19 protein-coding genes and 1 tRNA gene are annotated in these 19,259 nt (G+C 43.6%); 9 read left to right on the forward strand and 11 right to left on the reverse strand.

The window, feature by feature from the left end; all coding sequences use genetic code 11:
• Nucleotides 1–46: 46 nt before the first annotated feature.
• The 5 genes from ACYTXL_RS04665 to ACYTXL_RS04685 form a co-directional block, all read right to left on the reverse strand.
• Nucleotides 47–991 carry an ADP-ribosylglycohydrolase family protein gene (locus tag ACYTXL_RS04665; protein WP_461923694.1) on the reverse strand — a complete coding sequence of 315 codons (945 nt, stop codon included), beginning with the start codon at nt 989–991 and terminating at the stop codon, nt 47–49.
• Nucleotides 992–1,077: 86 nt separating this feature from the next.
• The gene (gene aroQ, locus ACYTXL_RS04670; protein ID WP_461923695.1) at nt 1,078–1,539 is read right to left on the reverse strand and encodes a type II 3-dehydroquinate dehydratase; all 462 of its coding nucleotides are present in this window, start codon (nt 1,537–1,539) and stop codon (nt 1,078–1,080) included.
• Between the two features lie 7 nt (nt 1,540–1,546).
• On the reverse strand, nt 1,547–1,687 hold the full coding sequence (locus ACYTXL_RS04675; protein ID WP_292797121.1) for a hypothetical protein: 141 nt from the start codon (nt 1,685–1,687) through the stop codon (nt 1,547–1,549).
• A gap of 653 nt (nt 1,688–2,340) precedes the next feature.
• A complete protein-coding gene (gene topA / locus ACYTXL_RS04680; protein WP_461923696.1) occupies nt 2,341–4,992 on the reverse strand; it encodes a type I DNA topoisomerase in 2,652 nt (883 codons plus the stop codon).
• A gap of 97 nt (nt 4,993–5,089) precedes the next feature.
• Complete coding sequence (locus ACYTXL_RS04685; RefSeq protein WP_461923697.1) at nt 5,090–5,401, reverse strand: hypothetical protein; 312 nt, start codon at nt 5,399–5,401, stop codon at nt 5,090–5,092.
• Between the two features lie 6 nt (nt 5,402–5,407).
• On the opposite strand from ACYTXL_RS04685, the gene ACYTXL_RS04690 reads away from it, so the two are divergent.
• The 4 genes from ACYTXL_RS04690 (at nt 5,408) to ACYTXL_RS04705 (ending at nt 7,124) form a co-directional block, all read left to right on the forward strand.
• Nucleotides 5,408–5,578 (forward strand): hypothetical protein, encoded by a 171-nt coding sequence (locus ACYTXL_RS04690; RefSeq protein ID WP_461923698.1) that lies wholly within the window; start codon nt 5,408–5,410, stop codon nt 5,576–5,578.
• A 214-nt stretch (nt 5,579–5,792) separates the two neighbouring features.
• Nucleotides 5,793–5,918, forward strand: coding sequence for a hypothetical protein (locus ACYTXL_RS04695; RefSeq protein ID WP_461923699.1), 126 nt, complete (start codon nt 5,793–5,795; stop codon nt 5,916–5,918).
• Nucleotides 5,919–6,051: 133 nt separating this feature from the next.
• On the forward strand, nt 6,052–6,174 hold the full coding sequence (locus tag ACYTXL_RS04700; protein WP_461923700.1) for a hypothetical protein: 123 nt from the start codon (nt 6,052–6,054) through the stop codon (nt 6,172–6,174).
• A 251-nt stretch (nt 6,175–6,425) separates the two neighbouring features.
• Nucleotides 6,426–7,124, forward strand: coding sequence for an Npun_F0296 family exosortase-dependent surface protein (locus tag ACYTXL_RS04705; protein WP_461923701.1), 699 nt, complete (start codon nt 6,426–6,428; stop codon nt 7,122–7,124).
• 154 nt (nt 7,125–7,278) lie between these two features.
• Here the strand turns inward: ACYTXL_RS04705 and ACYTXL_RS04710 are convergent, their stop codons facing one another.
• Entirely contained in the window at nt 7,279–8,901 is a 1,623-nt protein-coding gene (locus ACYTXL_RS04710; RefSeq protein WP_461923702.1) for an iron uptake porin, read from the reverse strand.
• A 372-nt stretch (nt 8,902–9,273) separates the two neighbouring features.
• Here ACYTXL_RS04710 and ACYTXL_RS04715 point away from each other — a divergent pair, with 372 nt between their 5' ends.
• The 5 genes from ACYTXL_RS04715 (at nt 9,274) to ACYTXL_RS04735 (ending at nt 13,461) form a co-directional block, all read left to right on the forward strand.
• Nucleotides 9,274–10,215 carry a metal ABC transporter solute-binding protein, Zn/Mn family gene (locus ACYTXL_RS04715; RefSeq protein ID WP_461923712.1) on the forward strand — a complete coding sequence of 314 codons (942 nt, stop codon included), beginning with the start codon at nt 9,274–9,276 and terminating at the stop codon, nt 10,213–10,215.
• A gap of 71 nt (nt 10,216–10,286) precedes the next feature.
• Nucleotides 10,287–11,057 carry a metal ABC transporter ATP-binding protein gene (locus tag ACYTXL_RS04720; RefSeq protein ID WP_461923703.1) on the forward strand — a complete coding sequence of 257 codons (771 nt, stop codon included), beginning with the start codon at nt 10,287–10,289 and terminating at the stop codon, nt 11,055–11,057.
• 33 nt (nt 11,058–11,090) lie between these two features.
• Nucleotides 11,091–11,972: a metal ABC transporter permease gene (locus ACYTXL_RS04725; RefSeq protein ID WP_461923704.1), complete on the forward strand. Its 882-nt coding sequence runs from the start codon at nt 11,091–11,093 to the stop codon at nt 11,970–11,972.
• A gap of 74 nt (nt 11,973–12,046) precedes the next feature.
• A tRNA-Phe gene (locus ACYTXL_RS04730) sits at nt 12,047–12,119 on the forward strand.
• Between the two features lie 187 nt (nt 12,120–12,306).
• Entirely contained in the window at nt 12,307–13,461 is a 1,155-nt protein-coding gene (locus tag ACYTXL_RS04735; protein ID WP_461923705.1) for an Arm DNA-binding domain-containing protein, read from the forward strand.
• Between the two features lie 364 nt (nt 13,462–13,825).
• Here ACYTXL_RS04735 and ACYTXL_RS04740 read toward each other — a convergent pair whose 3' ends face one another.
• From ACYTXL_RS04740 to ACYTXL_RS04760, 5 genes are all read right to left on the reverse strand, one after another.
• The gene (locus ACYTXL_RS04740) at nt 13,826–14,746 is read right to left on the reverse strand and encodes an alpha/beta fold hydrolase (RefSeq protein WP_461922198.1); all 921 of its coding nucleotides are present in this window, start codon (nt 14,744–14,746) and stop codon (nt 13,826–13,828) included.
• A gap of 139 nt (nt 14,747–14,885) precedes the next feature.
• A complete protein-coding gene (gene clpX / locus ACYTXL_RS04745; protein WP_461922197.1) occupies nt 14,886–16,226 on the reverse strand; it encodes an ATP-dependent protease ATP-binding subunit ClpX in 1,341 nt (446 codons plus the stop codon).
• A gap of 9 nt (nt 16,227–16,235) precedes the next feature.
• Entirely contained in the window at nt 16,236–16,934 is a 699-nt protein-coding gene (gene clpP / locus ACYTXL_RS04750) for an ATP-dependent Clp endopeptidase proteolytic subunit ClpP (RefSeq protein WP_461922196.1), read from the reverse strand.
• A 331-nt stretch (nt 16,935–17,265) separates the two neighbouring features.
• Nucleotides 17,266–18,705, reverse strand: coding sequence for a trigger factor (gene tig, locus ACYTXL_RS04755; protein ID WP_461922195.1), 1,440 nt, complete (start codon nt 18,703–18,705; stop codon nt 17,266–17,268).
• A 200-nt stretch (nt 18,706–18,905) separates the two neighbouring features.
• Nucleotides 18,906–19,046 carry a hypothetical protein gene (locus ACYTXL_RS04760; protein WP_461923706.1) on the reverse strand — a complete coding sequence of 47 codons (141 nt, stop codon included), beginning with the start codon at nt 19,044–19,046 and terminating at the stop codon, nt 18,906–18,908.
• Nucleotides 19,047–19,259 lie beyond the last annotated feature (213 nt).

Below are 19,259 nucleotides of genomic sequence, written 5' to 3' on the forward strand. Positions count from 1 at the left end.
CGTAATTCGTAATTCGTAATTCGTAATTAAGAATTGATCACTATTGTTAACGCAACCGAATAACGCGAGCAGCTGCGTAAACACAAAGCAAGTCCACCTCACATCCTTCCTCTGTTAACTCCCTTGGATTTAAGGTAATATCATACACTCCTGACCACACCGCCACAAATGCATCGATTAATTTTAACATTTGGGAAAAGCTAGTTAATCCCCATGCTGGATAATTCTTCTGCAAGTGCAAGACTTGCCAATTTACGGGAATTCCACTTGTACCATTATATGCGCCTGATAAAGCACCAGTAATTACACCTCTAGCCTGTGAGCTTAGAGGCGTAGCATCTTGCACTTGAGAATTTCCATTGTGAGTAGCCCGCAAAACTGCAAGGCGAAAGTCTTCCAAAGTACTCAAAAAGCAGTAAAATGCCATAGGAATAATCTTACTGAGTTTTTCTTCCCTAGCAAACTCAGCTTCCGCCCTTGACAATCCCGCCCCTTCTTCTAATAAACTCTGGACTATTAATAAATTTTTTGGGATTGATGTCGGTGTTTCTCCGATAAAAGAAATTATTTGCGGGATGAGTGTTAGGGAGTCAAGTTTTTCAGTTAAGGCTTGAGCGATCGCATATCCTACCGCGAGTGTTCCATCCCGTACTACTGGGTCATCTTCCCAGATTTTGAGTACATCCAGCAAGTTTTGTCGGAGCTTAATTGGATTTTCATGAAAAAAAAGTGCTACTGGTAGTGTGGCAATAATTATTTTTATCGATATGTCATCAGTTGCTGCTAAATGAAGAGATTCTCGTTGCTGACGCCCTATCCAATCATCTAAATCTAATCTACCCAACGCAATCAAACTTTGGATACCTATAACCGCCATTCTACCCAAATTTAGGTAACTCGGAAACTCTATTTCACCACCAGAAGCTAAACTTCCTCCCAGGAATGCTCCGAGTAAAGTACCTTTAAAGCGACTTATAGGAGAGTAACGCATGAATTATATAGTTAAAAGTGAGGAGTTAATTAAAGATTGCTAATTCCTAACTTTACTACCAATTCCTAACTCCTAATTCCTAACTCCTAACTGCTTCTTAAATGATTCACTAACGCTTGTAAGCCCAACAAGTAACTTTGTCCGCCAAAACCGCTTATTTGCCCGATCGCTACTGGGGCGATGTATGAATGATGCCGAAAATCTTCCCGGCGGTAAATATTACTCAGATGCACTTCTACTGTAGGCAAATTAACAGCAGCGATCGCATCCCGCAATGCCACACTTGTATGGGTATATGCCCCCGCATTAATCAAAATTCCCTGATATTGTCCTAATGCACCATGAATATTATCTACCAAAACTCCTTCATGATTTGACTGCACAGAAAAAACTTTCGCCTGTAACTTGAATCCTTCTTCTTCTAACAGGCGGTTAATTTCAGCTAATGTCAACGAACCATAAATTCCTGGTTCTCGCTGTCCTAGCAAATTTAAGTTTGGCCCATGCAGTGCGAGAATGCTTAAGGGTTGCAACGTCGAGTTCACCACTTTCGGGCTAGTGGCGACGGCGCGAGCGATCGTTCACAGGAATCGGAATCAGTTCCGGTTCCCGTTCACCCTCTGGTCCTAACAGGCTCTCAATTAGCCTACGAGCTAATTCCTTAAGCTTTTCCAGCACCTTTTCTATATAGTCCATGAACTGAGCGCTCCTGAGATATTACCTCAATTTTTGATTAACAGGTACGCAGAAAATGGCATATTTTCGCACCTGTGGCTTCTAACCGGGCTGAAACACAATCTCCGTATTTCGGACATAACCCACCTCTAGAACTTGGCGTTGTGTTCTCCCTTACTTTTTAGAGTATCACACTTGCAACCTACCCAACTTCATCCTATCAAGGATGGAGATCAAGGGTCAAGAGTCCAAAGTCGGACTCTTGAGTGCCAATTTCAGATTGAAGAAAAGCCGATAGCCCCAACGGAGAGCAAGTCAGAGGCTCTTACGTCGCTAACGCCTCTCTAGGAGACGCTACGCGATCGCCATCGAGCGTCTTTTAGATTTTTTGATTTTTCGTTCATGCCCGACTAACGTCAAGCTATGCTAAGGGATTTCCAAGAAATAAATTACTACTGTTGGATATCTTTTTATTTGGAAGTCCCTAACACCTCTTGTAAGTGAAACAAATCCAAAATCGTTCGACTGAGCATCTCGACTTACTTCGACTGCGCTCAGCACAAGTCGCGCGATGGAACCGTAGCCGTACTCCTTCTCTACGAGACGCTCCGCCAACGGAGAAGCAAGCTACGCGTAGCGTTCCGCAGGAAAGTCCAAAATTGTTTGATTTGCAATTAACCTTCTGTGGCCTTTTTTTTCGCAGCAGTCGTTGATGACTTAGCAGTTGACTTAGATTTAGAACTCGTTGATTTACTCGTTTTGCGAGTCGATTTCCCAGTCGATGCTTTACTTGCCAACAAGTTCAGCGCCGCAGCCAGCGTTATATCTTCTACCGATTCACCTTCAGGGATACTCACATTAGTTTTGCCATGCTTAATGTAAGGGCCATAGGGTCCATCGTAGATGTTGATTGTTTCCCCGTCCTCTGGATGTGGACCCAATTCGCGTAAGGCTGCCTTAGACTTGCTGTTGGTGGAACTGCGTCCCTTTTTTGGTTCGGATAACAATTCCAATGCACGTTCTAGGGGAATTGTCAATACATTATCAGCAACTTTTAGGGAGCGGTAGTCTTTCCCCTCCTTACCCTGGTCATGAACCACATAAGGGCCAAAGCGCCCCAAACTTGCTTGAATTTTGCCGCCAGTTACTGGATGAACTCCCAATGTCCGGGGTAGTGCTAACAGACCAACAGCCATTTCTAGGGTAACGGTTTCCGGGGTGACACCTTTGAGTAGGGAGGCTTGTTTCGGTTTAGGGTTTTCGTCGGTTTTGTCACCCAATTGGACATAGGGACCATAAGCACCAATTTTCACATAAATCGGTTCGCCAGTTTCGGGATGCCGACCTACCTGATCTGGACCTGTGGTTTTTTGTCGCAGCAACACTTCTACCTGTTTGGGGTCGAGGTCAGCTGGTGTCAGGTCTTTGGGAATTGAGGCGGTAATAACTCCGTCACCATTTTCGACTTCGATGTAGGGGCCATATTTACCAATGCGGACTTTGGCCTCTAGATTCTCCAGTACTACAGTTCTAGCTTTGGTGGCATCAATTTGACTTTCCTGTTCTCTAACTAGGGTTTCCAGTCCTTTCTCTCCCAGATAGAATTCCCGCAAATAGGGTAGCCATTTCACTTCACCTGTAGCAATGTCATCAAGGGTTTGCTCCATCTTCGAGGTAAAACTGGGATCAACAATATCTGGAAAATGTTTTTCCAGCAACTCGGTGACGGCGAAAGCAGTGAAGGTGGGAATGAGAGCGTTAGTCACCAATTGGGCATAACCTTTGTCGATGATTGTGCCAATGATGCTGGCGTAGGTACTGGGACGACCAATACCTTCACTTTCTAAGGTTTTCACTAAAGTAGCTTCGGTGTACCTAGCTGGCGGTTGGGTTTCGTGACCAACTGCTTCCAGTTCTGTACAATTTGGATGATCTCCCACTTTCAGATTCGGCAAAATTACTTCCTGGTCTTCTAGTGCTGCTTCCGGATCGTCTGAGCCTTCAACGTAGGCACGTAAGTATCCGGGAAATTCAATCCGTTTGCCAGAAGAACGAAATCCCGCGTCCTCGACTTGCAATTGCACGCTAATTTGAGTTTGGCGGGAATCAGCCATTTGACAGGCAACAGTCCGCTTCCAAATCAAATCGTAAACCGCAAGTTCCCGACCGCCCAAAGCAGTTTCTTGGGGGGTGCGAAAGCTGCTACCTGCTGGACGAATTGCTTCGTGCGCCTCTTGTGCGCCTTTGGATTTGGTAGTGTATTGCCGAGGTTGGGGACTGAGGTATTGTTTACCGTAGAGCTTTTCTACACAACTACGAGCAGCTGCGATCGCCTGATCTGACAAATGCACCGAATCTGTCCGCATATAGGTAATATACCCCTGCTCATACAAATTCTGAGCAACCCGCATCGTGTCACGGGCTGAAAGCCGCAGTTTCCGGTTAGATTCTTGTTGCAACGTCGAGGTAGTGAACGGTGGCGAGGGTTTGCGCGTCACTGGGCGTTCCTCGATCTCGTTAACACTCCAGGTTTTCCCAGTCAGGCGTTCCTTGAGGGCTACCGCTTGGTCTTCGTTGAGCAATAAGACATTGCGACCGGCGGTAATTTGTCCAGTCGCTGCGTCAAAATCGCTGCCGTTAGCGATTTTCGCTCCTGCCAGTGTTACCAACTGGGCACCAAAAGGGGTTTTTTCCTTTGACAAGCTGGCTTTCAAATCCCAGTACGTACCCTCATGAAAAGCGCGGCGTTGGCGTTCCCTAGTAACTAAAAGTCGCACAGCTACAGATTGCACTCGCCCAGCAGATAATCCCCAGGCGATTTTTTTCCATAGCAGGGGAGACAGAGTATAACCTACCAATCGATCTAAAATCCGCCGCGTTTCTTGGGCGCGAACCAACTGCTCATCGATATTGCGGCAGTTGCTCAACGCTTTTTTGATCGCGTCTTGGGTAATTTCGTGAAACACCATCCGCTTAGTCGGAACTTTTGGCTTCAGCAATTGGTATAAATGCCAACTAATGCTTTCACCTTCCCGGTCTTCGTCCGTTGCCAGAATCAGTTCATCTACATCTTTGAGGGCTTCTTTGAGCTGAGTGACAATTTTCTTTTTGTCTTTCGGGACAACATATACCGGTTCAAAGTCGGCGTCCACATTTACCCCTAGCTGCGCCCATGTTTCCCCCTTGACGGCAGCAGGAATTTCACTAGCCGACTGGGGTAGGTCACGCACATGACCCATAGATGCCTCCACCCGATAGCCTGATGGCAAGTAGTTGCGAATGGTACGAGCTTTGGTTGGAGATTCGACGATGACGAGGGTTGACATGGAAATTTCAAAAAAAGAATAGCTACTAAGCTAAACAGTCAAATTGAGGTAATTTTTGCAAATTGTCAAGATAAAAGGTCACGCTTAGGGCGGTGATTTAATCCTCACATAAACTGCCCGTTAGGGCGAAAATCCGCTTAACTTCGGGTGCAGTCCTTCCTAAAGGATAGGGTAGGGGAACGCTGGGTGTGAATATTCCAGCTATTTCAATCTTTAACTTATCTAACGCATAATTGGCGAGTAAAGTTTTCAAAATATCCTTTAATTGGGGAATGGGGAGTGGGCTTGCCGTGAGCGTAGCCGAATGGGAATTGGGCTTGCCGTGAGCGTAGCCGAATGGGAAATGGGCTTGCCGTGAGCGTAGCCGAATGGGAATGGGGAATCGGGGAGATGAGGGAGAAATAACCAATGTCCAATGCCCAATACTTCTCTACGAGAGGCTGCGCCAACGGCTTCTCTACGAGATGCTACGCGAACGCTACTTCTTTACGAGAGGCTGCGCCAACGACGCCGCTCAGTACAAGTCAGTACAAGTGCCCAATGCCCCACTCTCATAGAGCTTGTGCCCAAATTAAACCAAACTTAAGAGTAAAAGCGAAGTGGGGTTTCTACCTATCCGCTTGAGGCAAAATTATGCAAGCAATTCGTCAAGGTGATGTAATTTTACTACCTGTGTAGCAGGTTGAAGGACAAAAAATACCTCATTTAACTTTGGCAGAAGGCGAAGTTACAGTCATAAACATCGTATTACTGAGGGCAAGGCGGAATTATACGAACAAGATAGCACACTCTATTTACGTGTGTTTTCAGAGTCGGCATTGCTAGCTTATCAGGAGCATAAAGCTATTTCTATTCCCCAAGGTCACTGGATGCTGAAAATTAAGCGAGAATACGAGCCTGAAGGTTGGCGCTATGTCGCTGATTGAGAAGTGCATTCATTATTTAACAGGTAGCCCTTATGACTGGAATAGAAGCCTTACAATCAGTTCAATTTATCAACTTAAAAGAAAGCAAGTTGCTGTCCTCAGTGTTGAAGATTGGCAAGCACTTATCGAATAGTTGGAAACTTTAGAAGATATAGAAATTGCTCGGAAAGCCTTTGATAAATTGAAAGCTGCTAATGGAAACCGCCAAGGTGCTGGTTGGTTAAAATGGGATGATGTCGAGTCGGAATTAGAGTGAGTCGCTATACAGTTTACATTGTTCCAGATACCAGATCAATTAATTATACAATCTTCATATTAATCTAAGTATATACATAGAGATGCTATCTGACATAATTGTGTTTATTTCTATTATTCTAAAGAGCTTTTTGGCATCTTCAGATTCATGGCATCAATAAATATTTTTGGTAAAAATGATTGCTACTTACTACACAAGCAGAAGGATGATATGCCAAAGTATGGGTATCAAATGTTTAAGGAAATAAATCAATGTCTACTCTGCAAAAACTATCATTAGCTTTAGTTGGAACAGCAGTTCTTTTGATAAGTGCTAATCCAGCTAGTGCTGTTAGCCTGACTACAGGAAGCGGGATATCCTCTACTGTTGCTGGAGCCACTACAGTTGATTTTGAAAGTGGCGCAGCACCGACCAGTGGATTTGCTACATACTCTTCTGCTTCTGGTACTCCCACGGTAGTTCAAGGAAGCTTAAGTAATCAATATGCTGCACCGGCTGGTGATGGAAGCAAATATTTAACTATTTCTCCCACAACCTCCAGCGTTGTAGGCAACACTGGTCCTGTGACGATTAATTTTGCTAAAGCACTTGATTACTTTGGCTTGTACTGGGGTTCAATTGACAAGTCTATTTCATCAAATTTGAATTCGATCGCATTTTATAACGGCGGTACTCTGTTGAATACCTTTACTGGCCTCAGTGTTCCTGGAACTACTAATGACGGCGGTAATCAGACTAGTCCTCAGGACAATGTTTTCGTTAATTTCTTCGCAGATCCGGGACAGACTTTTGACAAGGTAGTTCTAAATTCTAGCGGTGTTGCATTTGAAAGTGATAACCATGCCTACAGATTAGCTAATGTCCCTGAACCTACTGCAACATTGGGCTTGTTAGCGTTCGGTGTTATGAGTGCTGGTTCATTTGTGAAACGCAAATCAAAGTTAGTTTAAAATCATCTATTTAAACCGACTCACAAACTAACAATATCATTCTCGTTTTAAGATATAAAACCCAGCAAAAAATGCTGGGTTTTTCTTTTTGAAATCATCCAAAAAGGCGAAGACACAAATAATAAATTTGCATCTTTAAATAAAATTGGGAAAATTAGAAAGTGAATGTGGTTCTCACTGTACCAATTACGATATCGTCGTTTTGATTGTTATGATCTGGCGATGTTAGCCAGATAACTCCTGGAGTAATGCTGATATTGTCACTTAGATTATATTGATAGAAACCTTCAATGTGATATGAAGTGTCTGGATCTTTGTTGATACCTGCATTACTGAGAGAATTGCTGACACTGGTAACTTTAGGTTCCATACCCACAATAATTCCTGCAACGTTGCCTTTTTTACCAAAATCTGGGAAAGCCAGTGTGACGGCATAGTTCCAGATGTCAGCATCACCAGGAGTAACTGAAAGGACGCGAGCGCTGGTCAAGCCAGCCCAACCGCCAATCACGAATTTTGAGCTAGGTTGGAATGATGCTTCTATACCGTAGGAGTTACTAGAAGCATTCTGCAATATGTTATTAGCATTATTGCTACCACCACTGCCATTGGCAAAAAAAGTATTTTTGTAGGCGTTAAGGTAGGTCAAACCAAGGGTAATTTGGTTGCTAGGCTTAACAGTTAACTGCGCTATAGCACCATAAGCACCGTTGAATAGTCCAGAGCCAGGCTGAGGGCTAGCAGCATCATTCGCTAAATACCCCAAGCTTAGTTCCAGATGATCACTGAACTGCTGTTTGATTCCTATACCAGTACCATTGGCTAGATAATAAATTGGGTTACGAGTCCCAAAATTGGAAAGGGCACCAGTACCACCGTCCCCATCTAAGTACGGGTTGACTGTGTTGGTGAAATCATCAATTGCACCTGCATTTGCTTCCAGGGTAACGTTTGTTTTCTTACCGAGAGGGAACTGATACAACAGCGCGTCTATCACAACTGCATTACTGTTGTTACCACCAGCAAATCGGAAGTCACCTTCTGGTGTAAAGGTAGCAGTCTGAGAGAAGGGATCTAGATTTGTTGCCTGAAGTCGTGTTCTGAGTAAATCTTGACCAGTAAAACTGGTATCGAGGTTCAGACGCACCCGGTCTGCAAGGACAACATTTTGGTTTACTTTTTGACCATTAACTGTATTTCCACTGATGACACCCGCGATCGCCATTACCACTTCCCCATTCAGCTTGGTTGTGGTCGAAAACTGATGTGCTTCCAATTCAGCAGTGTGTGTTTCTACTGAGTCCACACGACCTCGCAGTGTCGCCAGTTCAGCTGAAAAGTCTTCTCGTAGCTTTTGTAATGTGGCTAAATCTTCTTTTTTAACTAAATCGCCAGTGGCTGTAGCAATTAGTTCGTTAACGCGGTTAAGACAAGCATTCAAACCAGCAGCAAACTCATATCGTGTCAATGCCCGATTACCCCGATAAGTGCTATTTGGGTATCCTGCAATACAGCCGTAGCGCTCAACTAAGGATTGCAATGCTTGGAATGCCCAGTCGGTTGGTTGTACGTCGGAAAATTGAGACACGGAGGTAACTTGCGCCATTGTCTGATCTGGCGCTATGTTCGTAGCTCTTGTGTCTGGATTAGCCAGAACTTGCGGTTGATTGATTTCAGACGTGCTGGATGTTTCACCTGCAAATGCAGCAGTATTCACAAATAGCATTACACCGCAGACTGCTGGACTAAATAGCAGATATTTACAGAATTTTTGCATTTTTCTCCTCACACCGATCTCCAATTCACACCCAAACCACGTTTTTTTAAACGTGGGCTTTCTAAAAATATTTGTCAGTAATTTTATCAGAAGTTAGGAAACTTTTTCACAAAAAAAGTCAATAAATCCTAATTATTCAGGGAAAACTAAATTTCAGAGGGCTGTACCGTCTGAAAAAGTTTTCTTGTTACTCATTACACAAGAAGCTCAGAATGATATTATCTGTCTAAAATGAGAATGAGAATTATTATAGTATAAAATGCAGAATAGGAATTGTGACAGATTTGAGGAGAAAACACTGTGATTGTGAATTACAGAGGACTTAGAACAGGCAGACAAAGAAGCGGCATCTTGCCCATAGTTGCTTTGCTAATGTTGTCAATGGCTACTGGCTGTAGTCAATCGAATCGGAATCAGGGAACAACTTCCGAACAGTCGCCGCAAGCACAGGAAACTGCATCTACCCCACGGTTGCAGTCGGGAAAAACTAAAGTAGTGACGACATTTTTACCGATATATTTGTTTACTAAGGCAGTGGCTGGAAATGTGGCAGATGTTGAAATTCTAGTGCCGCCCGGTACGGAGGTACATGAATATCAAGCGACACCAGAAAATGTCAAAGCGATCGCTACTGCAAATGTGTTAGTAAAAAATGGTTTAGGGTTGGAGGTATTTCTGGAAAATACTGTCAAAAATGCCCAAAATTCCAAATTAACTGAAATTGATACTAGTAAAGGTATTAAACCCTTAAATGAAATTTCACCTGTTGTAAAAATGACGCAAGAGGAAAAAGACCACGAACACGCTCAAGGTAATCCGCACATTTGGTTAGATCCAATTTTGGCGAAACAGCAGGTAACTAATATTCGGAATGGATTAATTGCTGCTGATCCAGTGAACAAAGCTAATTATGAGGCCAATGCTGCGGCTTATATTCAAGAATTAGAAACTTTAAACAGCCAATTTCAGCAGACTTTGCAGAAAACTCCTAGTTGTACCTTTATTACCTTTCATGATGCGTTTCCATATTTAGCTAAACGTTATAACCTCAAGCAAGTTGCTGTGGTGCAAATTCCCGAAGATCAACTTTCACCAACCGATGTGCAAAATGCAGTCAATGCAGTGAAAAAGTACAAAGTTAAAGCTTTATTTAGTGAACCAGGAGTAGATAATAAACTGCTGGTCAGCCTCTCCAAAGACTTGAAGTTAACTTTGCGCCCTCTGGATTCTCTGGAAACTGGCGCAACAGATCCGCAACATTATTTTCAGGCGATGAAAGCTAACTTGCAAACTCTGCAAACAGCGTGTAAATAGGTTTGTCATTTGTCAGTTGTCCTTTGTCCTTTGCAAATGACTAATTACCAATAACCAATAACCAATGACCAATGACTAATAATATTTTGAAAGTAGAAGGATTAACTGTCTATCAAGGCAGCTATCTAGCTGTTAAAGACGTTTCCTTTGAATTGTTGCCAGGAACAGATACAGCCATCGTTGGACCCAATGGCGCTGGTAAAAGTACTTTGGTAAAAGCGGTTTTAGATTTGATACCCCGAAGTGCTGGTACGATTGAAATATTGGGTCGTCCAATTGTAAAACTGGGGCGTTTACGTCACGTGTTGGGGTATATGCCGCAAAACTTCATCTTTGACCGCAGCTTTCCCATTTCTGTTAGCGAATTGGTGGGACTGGGATGGACTAATGAAGGGAAAAGAAAGGATTCATTTTTCTCTCAGCTGTGGAGACAAGACCGGGAAAAATCGGTAGCAGTCACAAAAGCTTTACGGCGAACTGATGCTTATCATTTACAGCATCAAGCTATTGGTACTCTTAGCGGTGGTCAACTCAAGCGGGTTTTATTGGCTTATTGTTTGGTAATGCCTCGGAAACTGTTGGTACTAGATGAAGCCTTCGCTGGTGTTGATGTGCAAGGTACAGCAGATTTTTACGCTTTGCTAAATGAATTAAAGCGGGAGGAGAGTTGGACGGTATTGCAAGTTTCTCATGATATTGATATGGTAAATCGCCATTGCGATCGCGTGCTTTGCCTGAATCAAAGCATTGTTTGTACTGGTAAGCCGGAAATTGCTCTTTCACCACAAAACCTATTAGCAACCTATGGCCCAGGTTTCAGTCGCTACCAGCACCAACATTAAAATAATTCGTAATTCGTAATTGAAGAATGAAAGATGCCAGTAATTATAAATTTCTGCAATGATTGTCAGATAGCAAGGCTTGCGATCGCCAATAGCAATGACTTGGTAAGCTTGTTACAATTCCCTTTTATGCAGCGTGCGATCGTAGGTGCTGTGTTAATGGGAATACTTGGCGGTATGTTGGGTAGTTTTGTCACCTTGCGCCAGTTATCCTTTTTCAGCCATGCGGTTGGTCATGCAGCATTAGTAGGTGTGGCGTTAGGTGTGCTGCTACAAATAAATCCGACTTGGATGCTGTTACCTTTTACCTTGGTTTTTGGGGTTATTGTCCTCTACTTTATTGACAAAACCGACTTAGCTAGCGATAGCGTACTTAGCATAGTGCTATCTGGGGCATTAGCGATCGGTGTGATTCTCACGAGCCTGATTAAAGGATATCGTGGCAACTTGATGGCGGTGCTGTTCGGGGATATTCTAGCGATCGATACCACAGATTTGATTTTGACGCTGTTAGTACTTGTGGGAGGTAGCATATTTTTACTATCAACCCTGCAGCAGCAAATTTTATTGACCCTTAACCCGGATGTTGCTCAGGTTCAAGGCGTTCCCGTCCAATTGTACCGCTATGTGTTTGTGGTCTTACTTTCACTCGCCGTTGCTGTCGCAATTAAAGCTGTTGGCGTTTTACTGGTGAACGCCTTTTTGGTTATTCCCGCCTCCACCGCCAAACTGATGAGTCACCACTTTAGCCGCTTTCTAGTCATGTCGGTGATAGTTGGTTCCATCAGCAGCATTGCTGGCATCATTGTGTCAGGTATTTTCAACTTTGCTTCTGGCCCAAGTATTGTTCTTGTGCAGTTTCTGATATTTGTAGCCGTTTTCATCTGGTTCAAGTTGAGGTTGAAGGTCGCATAAATATTTTTCTCCAAGGTATTGCTATATTCTCTGATGTTTGCTACATTTAGTAATCGTGGCTCACAAAAGCCCCAGCCGGGATAGCTCAGTTGGTAGAGCAGAGGACTGAAAATCCTCGTGTCACCGGTTCAAGTCCGGTTCCTGGCACTTAATAAAAACCCTTGAAACTCAGTAATTTCAAAGATTTTCAGTTTATTAACTGCTAACTAATAGATAGCTAGAGTACTAAATTCGAGATAAATTTTGGACATTTTTGGATACCTTTAGACAAAAAATGGGTGTAAAATGGGTGTAAAAGAGATAGATTAGAGGAGTAATTACACCTTATAAAGCTATGTTCTCCAAAACTCCTACAGGGCGGGCATCTAAAGGTTCTGTCTCTATCCTGAACTCTAATGATCGATTGCAGTTACGGTTCAGATATAGGGGCAAGCGTTATTACATCTCTACTGGTTTAGCAGATACCCCAAATAACCGTAAATTGGCTGAACTTAAGGCCTCTGAGATTGAGAAAGATATACTCTGCGAGCGATTAGACTTAACTCTAGAGAAGTACCAACCTCAATCTGCTTTAAGTACGATTACACCCGTTACACCCATCAAGAAGCCTAAACCCAATTTAAATGAACTTTGGGATAGGTATAGCGAGTTCAAGAAACCGCAAATTAGTCCTAGTACGTACGTCAAAGATTTTGCCAAGCATCGGAATCACATTGCTAAGTTACCAACGCGATCGCTAGATGAAGCATCTGCTATTCGAGATTATCTTTTAGCCAATTTAACTCCAGATGCTGCTAAACGTTGTCTAATTCAGTTCAAAGCTTGTTGTAATTGGGCAATGGAAGAGGGGTTAATCGATACGAACCCTTTTGCTGCGATGAAAATCAAAACACCCAAAGGTGCTATTGAAGAACAAGATGTTAATCCTTTCAGTAAAGAAGAAAGAGATTTAATTATTCGTACTTTTGCTAGCGATCGCCATTACAGCCACTACACTCACTATGTCCGCTTCCTTTTCTTTACAGGATGTAGACCATCTGAGGCAATCGGTTTGAAATGGAAACACATCACTAATAATGTGGTTCAGTTCCGGGAATCAGTTGTTGTGTCTGAAGACGGCTTAGTGTTAAAAGAGGGACTGAAAACACAAAGAAAGCGAGATTTCCCAATTAATTCAGAACTAAAAGCGATTTTGGATGAGATTAGGCCTACAGAACCTAATGCTGAAGCATTAATTTTTACCAGTCCAAAAGGAAAATTTATCGACCATCACAACTTTTCTAATCGTGCATGGAAGTCTATGTTAGCCAAATGCTGCATTCCTTATCGCAAAAGCTACCAGACACGACATACCTTTATCAGTTTGTGTGTGGAATCACATATTAACAGTACAGCGATCGGGCGATGGACGGGAACATCCGCCAAGATGATTGACAATCACTACGGTGCTACTAACTTTACAAATTTAAGACCACCTGACCTTTTATAGGAGGACTTCACCTGCATTTCTCACAAGTCTTGCGATCGCACTGCTCATAATCCTTACCCAGAATAAGTTTCGGGCATTTTTGACAGATTATTTTTTGATGCAATGTGAAAAACTGGAATCTAGATTTTATACCCCTCTTCTGTAACTCTCCGAAAACATTTGACATTTGTGAATTCTAGAGCTTTTATTTACCAGGCGAGCGCTCGATTATTTCCTAATAACAAGGTAGCGCGGAGTCGGAGCCACTCCGCCTCCGATCAGTTTCAGTCGGGGTTTAAATCCCCGTCTGAAAATGTCTTTAATTACGAATTACGTTAGCGAAGCGTTAGCGAGTCATCGAGCGTCATTACGAATTACGAATTATTTAATACACCTGTGGTTCTGGGATAGAAATTTCCAAAAACTCTTGTACCCTTTGCAGATAAGTTGGTGCATCTTCCAACATTGGGAAATGCGCTGTACCCGGAATCATCGTAAATTCCACTTTGTTACTCAGTGCTGCTGCTTGACGCCCCATCTCTGCTGGAATAATCTTGTCATACTCCCCCGCCACAAGTAGAGTCGGCACTGTCAACTTGGCAAACTCTTGCGGCATAAACTCAGCTTGAGCCTTACTGACTGAAGTAAAAATTGTCCCTAAAGCCGCATCGTAATCGGCTTCGAGAAAATCTTGCAAAAAAGCTTGACGCTCAGAATGTGGTATGGAACTATGCAAAAATCGTGACATAAACATTCGGTCAACAAATGGAATTTTGCTTAACCACTTGGGACGGAATTTTACTACATAGCCACCGAATTTATGAAAGGCGCTAAAGGATTTTTCGTCATACTCAAAAACGCCGCTACAGGTTAAAATTCCTCGTTCTACTCGTTCGGGATAGCGGTTAAAAAATAAAGTGGCAACAGAAGCGCCCATTGAGTGAGCATGGATATACACGCGCTGAATATGCAACCTATCTAACAAAGCTGCCAAATCATCAGCGTATTCCTCTAATTCATAGGTTAACTCTCTGATTGCCTCTGATTCTTCCCGAAGAGACTCCGACTCGGCAACAGCTTCAGTTGCTTTAGCTATGGTTGGCTTTCCACGAGAACGGCCAAATCCTCGCAAATCGTAGAGTAAACAATCAAATTGCTCTGATAAAGCATCAGCGATATTTTGCCAATATCTAGCCGAACCAGCCCAACCGTGCATAAAAACCATCACTGGTTTTACCAAAGAAGCAGATGGTTTTTTCACCCATTCGTAGTAATGCTCAACGCCACGAACATTAATATAAGGCATTTATCATTTGTCCTCTCTTACAAAGTTCTGAGCGGAGGTTTCCTCCAATCAGACTTTGCCCTTTGTCAGTTGTCATTAGTTATTTTTCCTTGGTACATGGTTATTAGTCCTTCAGTTTTTGACAAATAACCAATGACTATTACGCTGATTCGGGTTTCGGTAGTGAAGATGGATGTATTATTAGTTCGGCAGTCGATCGCTTCTCGACCATTTCCCGTGTTACTGTACAGCGTGTCACATCCTTACGGGATGGTAACTCATACATTACATCCAGCATCAGTTCTTCGACAATACCACGTAATGCTCTAGCACCAGTTTTACGGCGGTAGGCTTCTTGAGCGATCGCTCGCAAAGCATCTGGTTTAAAATCTAACTGGACATTATCCATCTTCAGCAGCTTTTGGTACTGCTTCACTAAGGCGCTGCGTGGTTGGGTGAGAATCGCCATCAGCGTTTCTTCATCTAGCGGATCTACTACTGCTACCATTGGCACGCGCCCAATAAATTCTGGAATCATGCCAAATTTTACTAAATCATCCGGTTCTAGACTGTGAAGAGTGTCTGCGGCTCGTTTCTCCTTAGATTGTCCTTCTCCCGGTTGCACAAAACCGATTGCTTTTTTGCCAACTCTCTGATCTACAATCTTTTCTAAGCCAACGAAGGCACCACCACAGACGAACAAGATATTACTTGTATCAATCTGGATGCAGTCTTGATAAGGATGTTTGCGCCCTCCTTGGGGTGGTACATTGGCGATCGTTCCCTCCAACATTTTCAGCAAAGCTTGCTGCACACCTTCGCCAGAAACATCGCGGGTAATTGAGGTGTTCTCGCTCTTACGCGCAATTTTATCAATTTCGTCAATATAAATAATTCCCCGTTGTGCCTCCTCTATATCCAAATCTGCCACCTGCAACAGTCGCAGCAAGATATTTTCTACATCTTCTCCCACATACCCTGCTTCCGTCAGCGTCGTGGCATCGGCTACGGCAAAAGGTACATCCAAGATTTTTGCTAGGGTTTGCGCTAAGAGAGTTTTGCCGCAACCAGTCGGGCCAATTAACAAAATGTTGGACTTTTGCAGTTCTATTGCATCATCCGCCCCAGGTTTGCCACTAGCTTTAGACTGAATTACCGCTAGCCGCTTGTAGTGATTGTAAACAGCTACTGACAGCACTTTCTTGGCTTCGTCTTGACCAATAACGTGTTCGTCTAAATACTTTTTGATCTCTCTGGGCTTGGGTATTTGATTAAACGAAATACTAGAAGAGTGAGTACGCCGTTTTTCAGGTGCTTCTACTCTTGGTGCTGGTTGTGCTACCGCACCATTGGTATCGAGTAACTCCTCGTCTAGTATTTCATTACACAAGTCAACGCATTCATCGCAGATGTAGACTCCCGGACCTGCGATTAATTTACGCACCTGCTCTTGAGACTTGCCACAAAATGAACACTTTAAATGGGAGTCGTACTTAGACATACCAGCCTCTTATTTCAGAATGGTGACGTTTTCCCCTGCTGTGGGAAGATTTTGCCTGGAAATGACCTGATCAATCAAACCGTAATTCTTCGCTTCATCTGCCGACATAAAAAAGTCGCGCTCAGTATCTGCTTGAATTCTTTCTAAGGGTTGACCAGTATGATGAGCCATTAACTGATTCAACTTAGCCTTAATGTAAAGAATTTCTCTGGCTTGAATTTCAATGTCAATGGCTTGACCTTGAGCGCCACCAAGTGGTTGGTGAATCATAATCCGGGAGTCGGGCAGAGACATTCGCTTACCGGCAGCCCCTGCTGTCAACAAAAATGCCCCCATGCTCGCGGCTAATCCAAAACAGATGGTAACAACATCAGGGCGAATTTGCTGTATTGTATCATAGATTGCCATCCCTGCGTAGACCGAGCCGCCAGGAGAATTAACATACAGTTGGATGTCCTTTTCTGAGTCTTCGGCATCTAGGAATAACAACTGAGCCACAATTGAGTTGGCTACGGCATCGTCTATTGGTGTTCCCAAAAAGATAATCCGCTCTCGCAGCAGGCGGGAGTAGATGTCGAAAGCTCTTTCTCCCATGCCAGATTGTTCTATCACCATCGGCACGATGTTGCTAGGGCTGCTTAACTGGGAGTTAATCTTGATTCGACTTAAGTTGCTGATGGGGTAATTTCCCGACTGCGATAGAAGCATACAAGCTTTCTTTGACGATAATTTAGGACAAATGTTTCAGCAGCATTATGCTGCCTTTTCGACGAATGAGATTTTTGTAAGCTACGTATTAACCATTATGCCTCATATAATTTCTTCTCGTCTAACACAGTATCAAGCCCAGGTAATAACAGGTGTGACTATTTGCAAAAAATTCATCAATTCTTTAATTATTCTGGCTTCATCCCAGAATTCTCAGAAGTCAAGAGGCAGTGGTCTTTCATCTCCTCCTGCTCCCTCATCTCCTTTACCTTACCCATTTCACCAGTACTTTAACTCAGAACTGGTGAACTCATGGCTGTGGGATTTTTGATTATCCTTCTGTGACTTCTGTGGAAGCTTCGCTGTTTTGTGGCTCAGTCTGAGGTGCATCAGCATCAACATCTGATTCTACGGCTTCCGTTTCCTCTGTGGCACTCAACGAGCCTTCGGGTACAAGTTCAACTGAGGAGTGTTCTAAGAGCCAATCAATGATTTTTTCGGTTGATAGTTCGTTTTCCACGATAGAGCGCAGTCTATCTTCATCAACCTCTTTTTCCTCCGGGTATTGCTGCAAAAGCTCTGTGACTCTGGCTGCGATTTCTTGTGGTGTTACCTGGATAGATTCGCGTTTCCCGATTTCCTGTAAGGATAAGGAGCGTTTGATGCGTTCAATTGCCTCAGTCCGCGATCGCTCCCGCAACTGAGCAATAATATCTTGAGTAAACAAATTCCTCACATCCAATCCCTGCTGAGACAGGCGCATTGCTGTTTGCGTTAACATCGCATCCACTTCTTGGTCAATCAATGTTGCTGGTAAGTCAACTTCTACGTGGTTGAGCAGTTCCGTTAACAAAGCTTCCTGTTTATTTGTTTTTGTTTTGTCGTCCGCCTCTTTTTGATATCGCTCTACCAAAGAAGCGCGTAACTCCTCTAAAGTTTCAAAATCGCTGATTTCTTGCGCGAAATCGTCATTTACCTCTGGTAGCTCCTTTTCCTTCAGTTCTTTGAGTGTTACTGTGAAAGTTGCCCCTTTTCCAGCTAAATCTTCATTAGCATACGGATCTGGGAACTGCGCCGCAATTTCTTTGGTTTCTTCCGGATTCATCCCGACTATTCCTAAAATAAACCCTGGAATAAACTTATCTTCCTGCAACTCAACTTGAAAATCAGTTGCTTCGGCTCCCGGAATCGGTTCTGGTTCGGCTGTTTCCTCTTCGCCCTCAATTTTGGAGAATACACCTTTAAAATCGACTACGGCGATATCGCCGATTTGGGCTGCACGTCCTTCCACAGGAATCAATGTCGCTAATTGTGTACGTTCCTGCTCTAGCGTGTTCTCCACTCGCTCTGGATCGTAATTGACTTCTTCAGCTTTCGCTTGCAAATCAGTGTACTGCACTAGATTCACTTCTGGTTCTACATCCACAGCAGCCGAAATCGTCAGAGGTTTTCCAGGTTCATAATTCTTAATCAAATCCTCAAACGAGGAGCGCAATTGCGGCTGACCGATTGCTGTAATTGCTTCTTGTTTGACTGCTTGCTCAATGCCATCTTGAATTAGTTCTTCCAGCGCTGCTGCCTTGATTCGAGTTGTACCCAACCTTTGTAGTAATATCGGTCGAGGCACCTTGCCTTTACGAAACCCAGGAATATTGGCAGTACTCGCTAAGTTTTTAATTACCTTTTCGTAAGTTTGCTTGGTAATTTCCGGTGTAATCTCTATTTCCAGGCCAATTTGGCTGGCGGGAAGTTTTTCCTGGGTGACTTTCATGCTTCGTCTCTAGTTTTCTGGTATTTTATACTCCGAGTACACACAAGACGCAATAATTGTTCGCGTTTATGGCTTGATGTCTCTTAAGGGAATGGGATGCCAAAAGGTCTGATCACATCCAAGGATGGATGTTTGTCTTGGGGCAAACATCCAGTTTACTGCCAATCACCAAGGACTTGACATTTTACGTTCATAAGAATTTAATTAATGGGGCATTGGACACTTGTACTGACTTGTACTGAGCGGCGTCGTTGGCGCAGCCTCTCGTAGAGAAGTAGCGTTCGCGTAGCGTCTCGTAGAGAAGTCGTTCGCGTAGCGTCTCGTAGAGAAGTATTGGGCATTGGTATTCTTTCTTCCTTCATCTCCCCACTCCCCCTGAACTTAGCTTAGACGAAAAGAAGCCTCTCACCTACCCGCAAGGGAGGTGATGAGATGAATTTTTGGGTGATGATAGCGCCCCGGAGAGCGAGTCTTCTCCCAAGGGGAGACGATGCCGCGCAACCAGCGTCGGAGTCCCACCCCCGACCAATAACGACTGTCACTCGTTGAGGGAG

The sequence above is a fragment of the Nostoc sp. genome, assembly GCF_054880495.1.

Coding starts and splice junctions, on each gene's coding strand:
- ACYTXL_RS04665 (WP_461923694.1), bottom strand. CDS start 991: ATGCGTTACTCTCCTATAAGTCGCTTTAAAGGTACTTTACTCGGAGCA.
- ACYTXL_RS04675 (WP_292797121.1), bottom strand. CDS start 1,687: ATGGACTATATAGAAAAGGTGCTGGAAAAGCTTAAGGAATTAGCTCGT.
- topA (WP_461923696.1), bottom strand. CDS start 4,992: ATGTCAACCCTCGTCATCGTCGAATCTCCAACCAAAGCTCGTACCATT.
- ACYTXL_RS04690 (WP_461923698.1), top strand. CDS start 5,408: ATGCCCAATACTTCTCTACGAGAGGCTGCGCCAACGGCTTCTCTACGA.
- ACYTXL_RS04705 (WP_461923701.1), top strand. CDS start 6,426: ATGTCTACTCTGCAAAAACTATCATTAGCTTTAGTTGGAACAGCAGTT.
- ACYTXL_RS04710 (WP_461923702.1), bottom strand. CDS start 8,901: ATGCAAAAATTCTGTAAATATCTGCTATTTAGTCCAGCAGTCTGCGGT.
- ACYTXL_RS04715 (WP_461923712.1), top strand. CDS start 9,274: ATGTTGTCAATGGCTACTGGCTGTAGTCAATCGAATCGGAATCAGGGA.
- ACYTXL_RS04720 (WP_461923703.1), top strand. CDS start 10,287: ATGACTAATAATATTTTGAAAGTAGAAGGATTAACTGTCTATCAAGGC.
- ACYTXL_RS04725 (WP_461923704.1), top strand. CDS start 11,091: ATGCCAGTAATTATAAATTTCTGCAATGATTGTCAGATAGCAAGGCTT.
- ACYTXL_RS04735 (WP_461923705.1), top strand. CDS start 12,307: ATGTTCTCCAAAACTCCTACAGGGCGGGCATCTAAAGGTTCTGTCTCT.
- ACYTXL_RS04740 (WP_461922198.1), bottom strand. CDS start 14,746: ATGCCTTATATTAATGTTCGTGGCGTTGAGCATTACTACGAATGGGTG.
- clpX (WP_461922197.1), bottom strand. CDS start 16,226: ATGTCTAAGTACGACTCCCATTTAAAGTGTTCATTTTGTGGCAAGTCT.
- clpP (WP_461922196.1), bottom strand. CDS start 16,934: ATGCTTCTATCGCAGTCGGGAAATTACCCCATCAGCAACTTAAGTCGA.
- tig (WP_461922195.1), bottom strand. CDS start 18,705: ATGAAAGTCACCCAGGAAAAACTTCCCGCCAGCCAAATTGGCCTGGAA.
- ACYTXL_RS04760 (WP_461923706.1), bottom strand. CDS start 19,046: ATGCCCAATACTTCTCTACGAGACGCTACGCGAACGACTTCTCTACGA.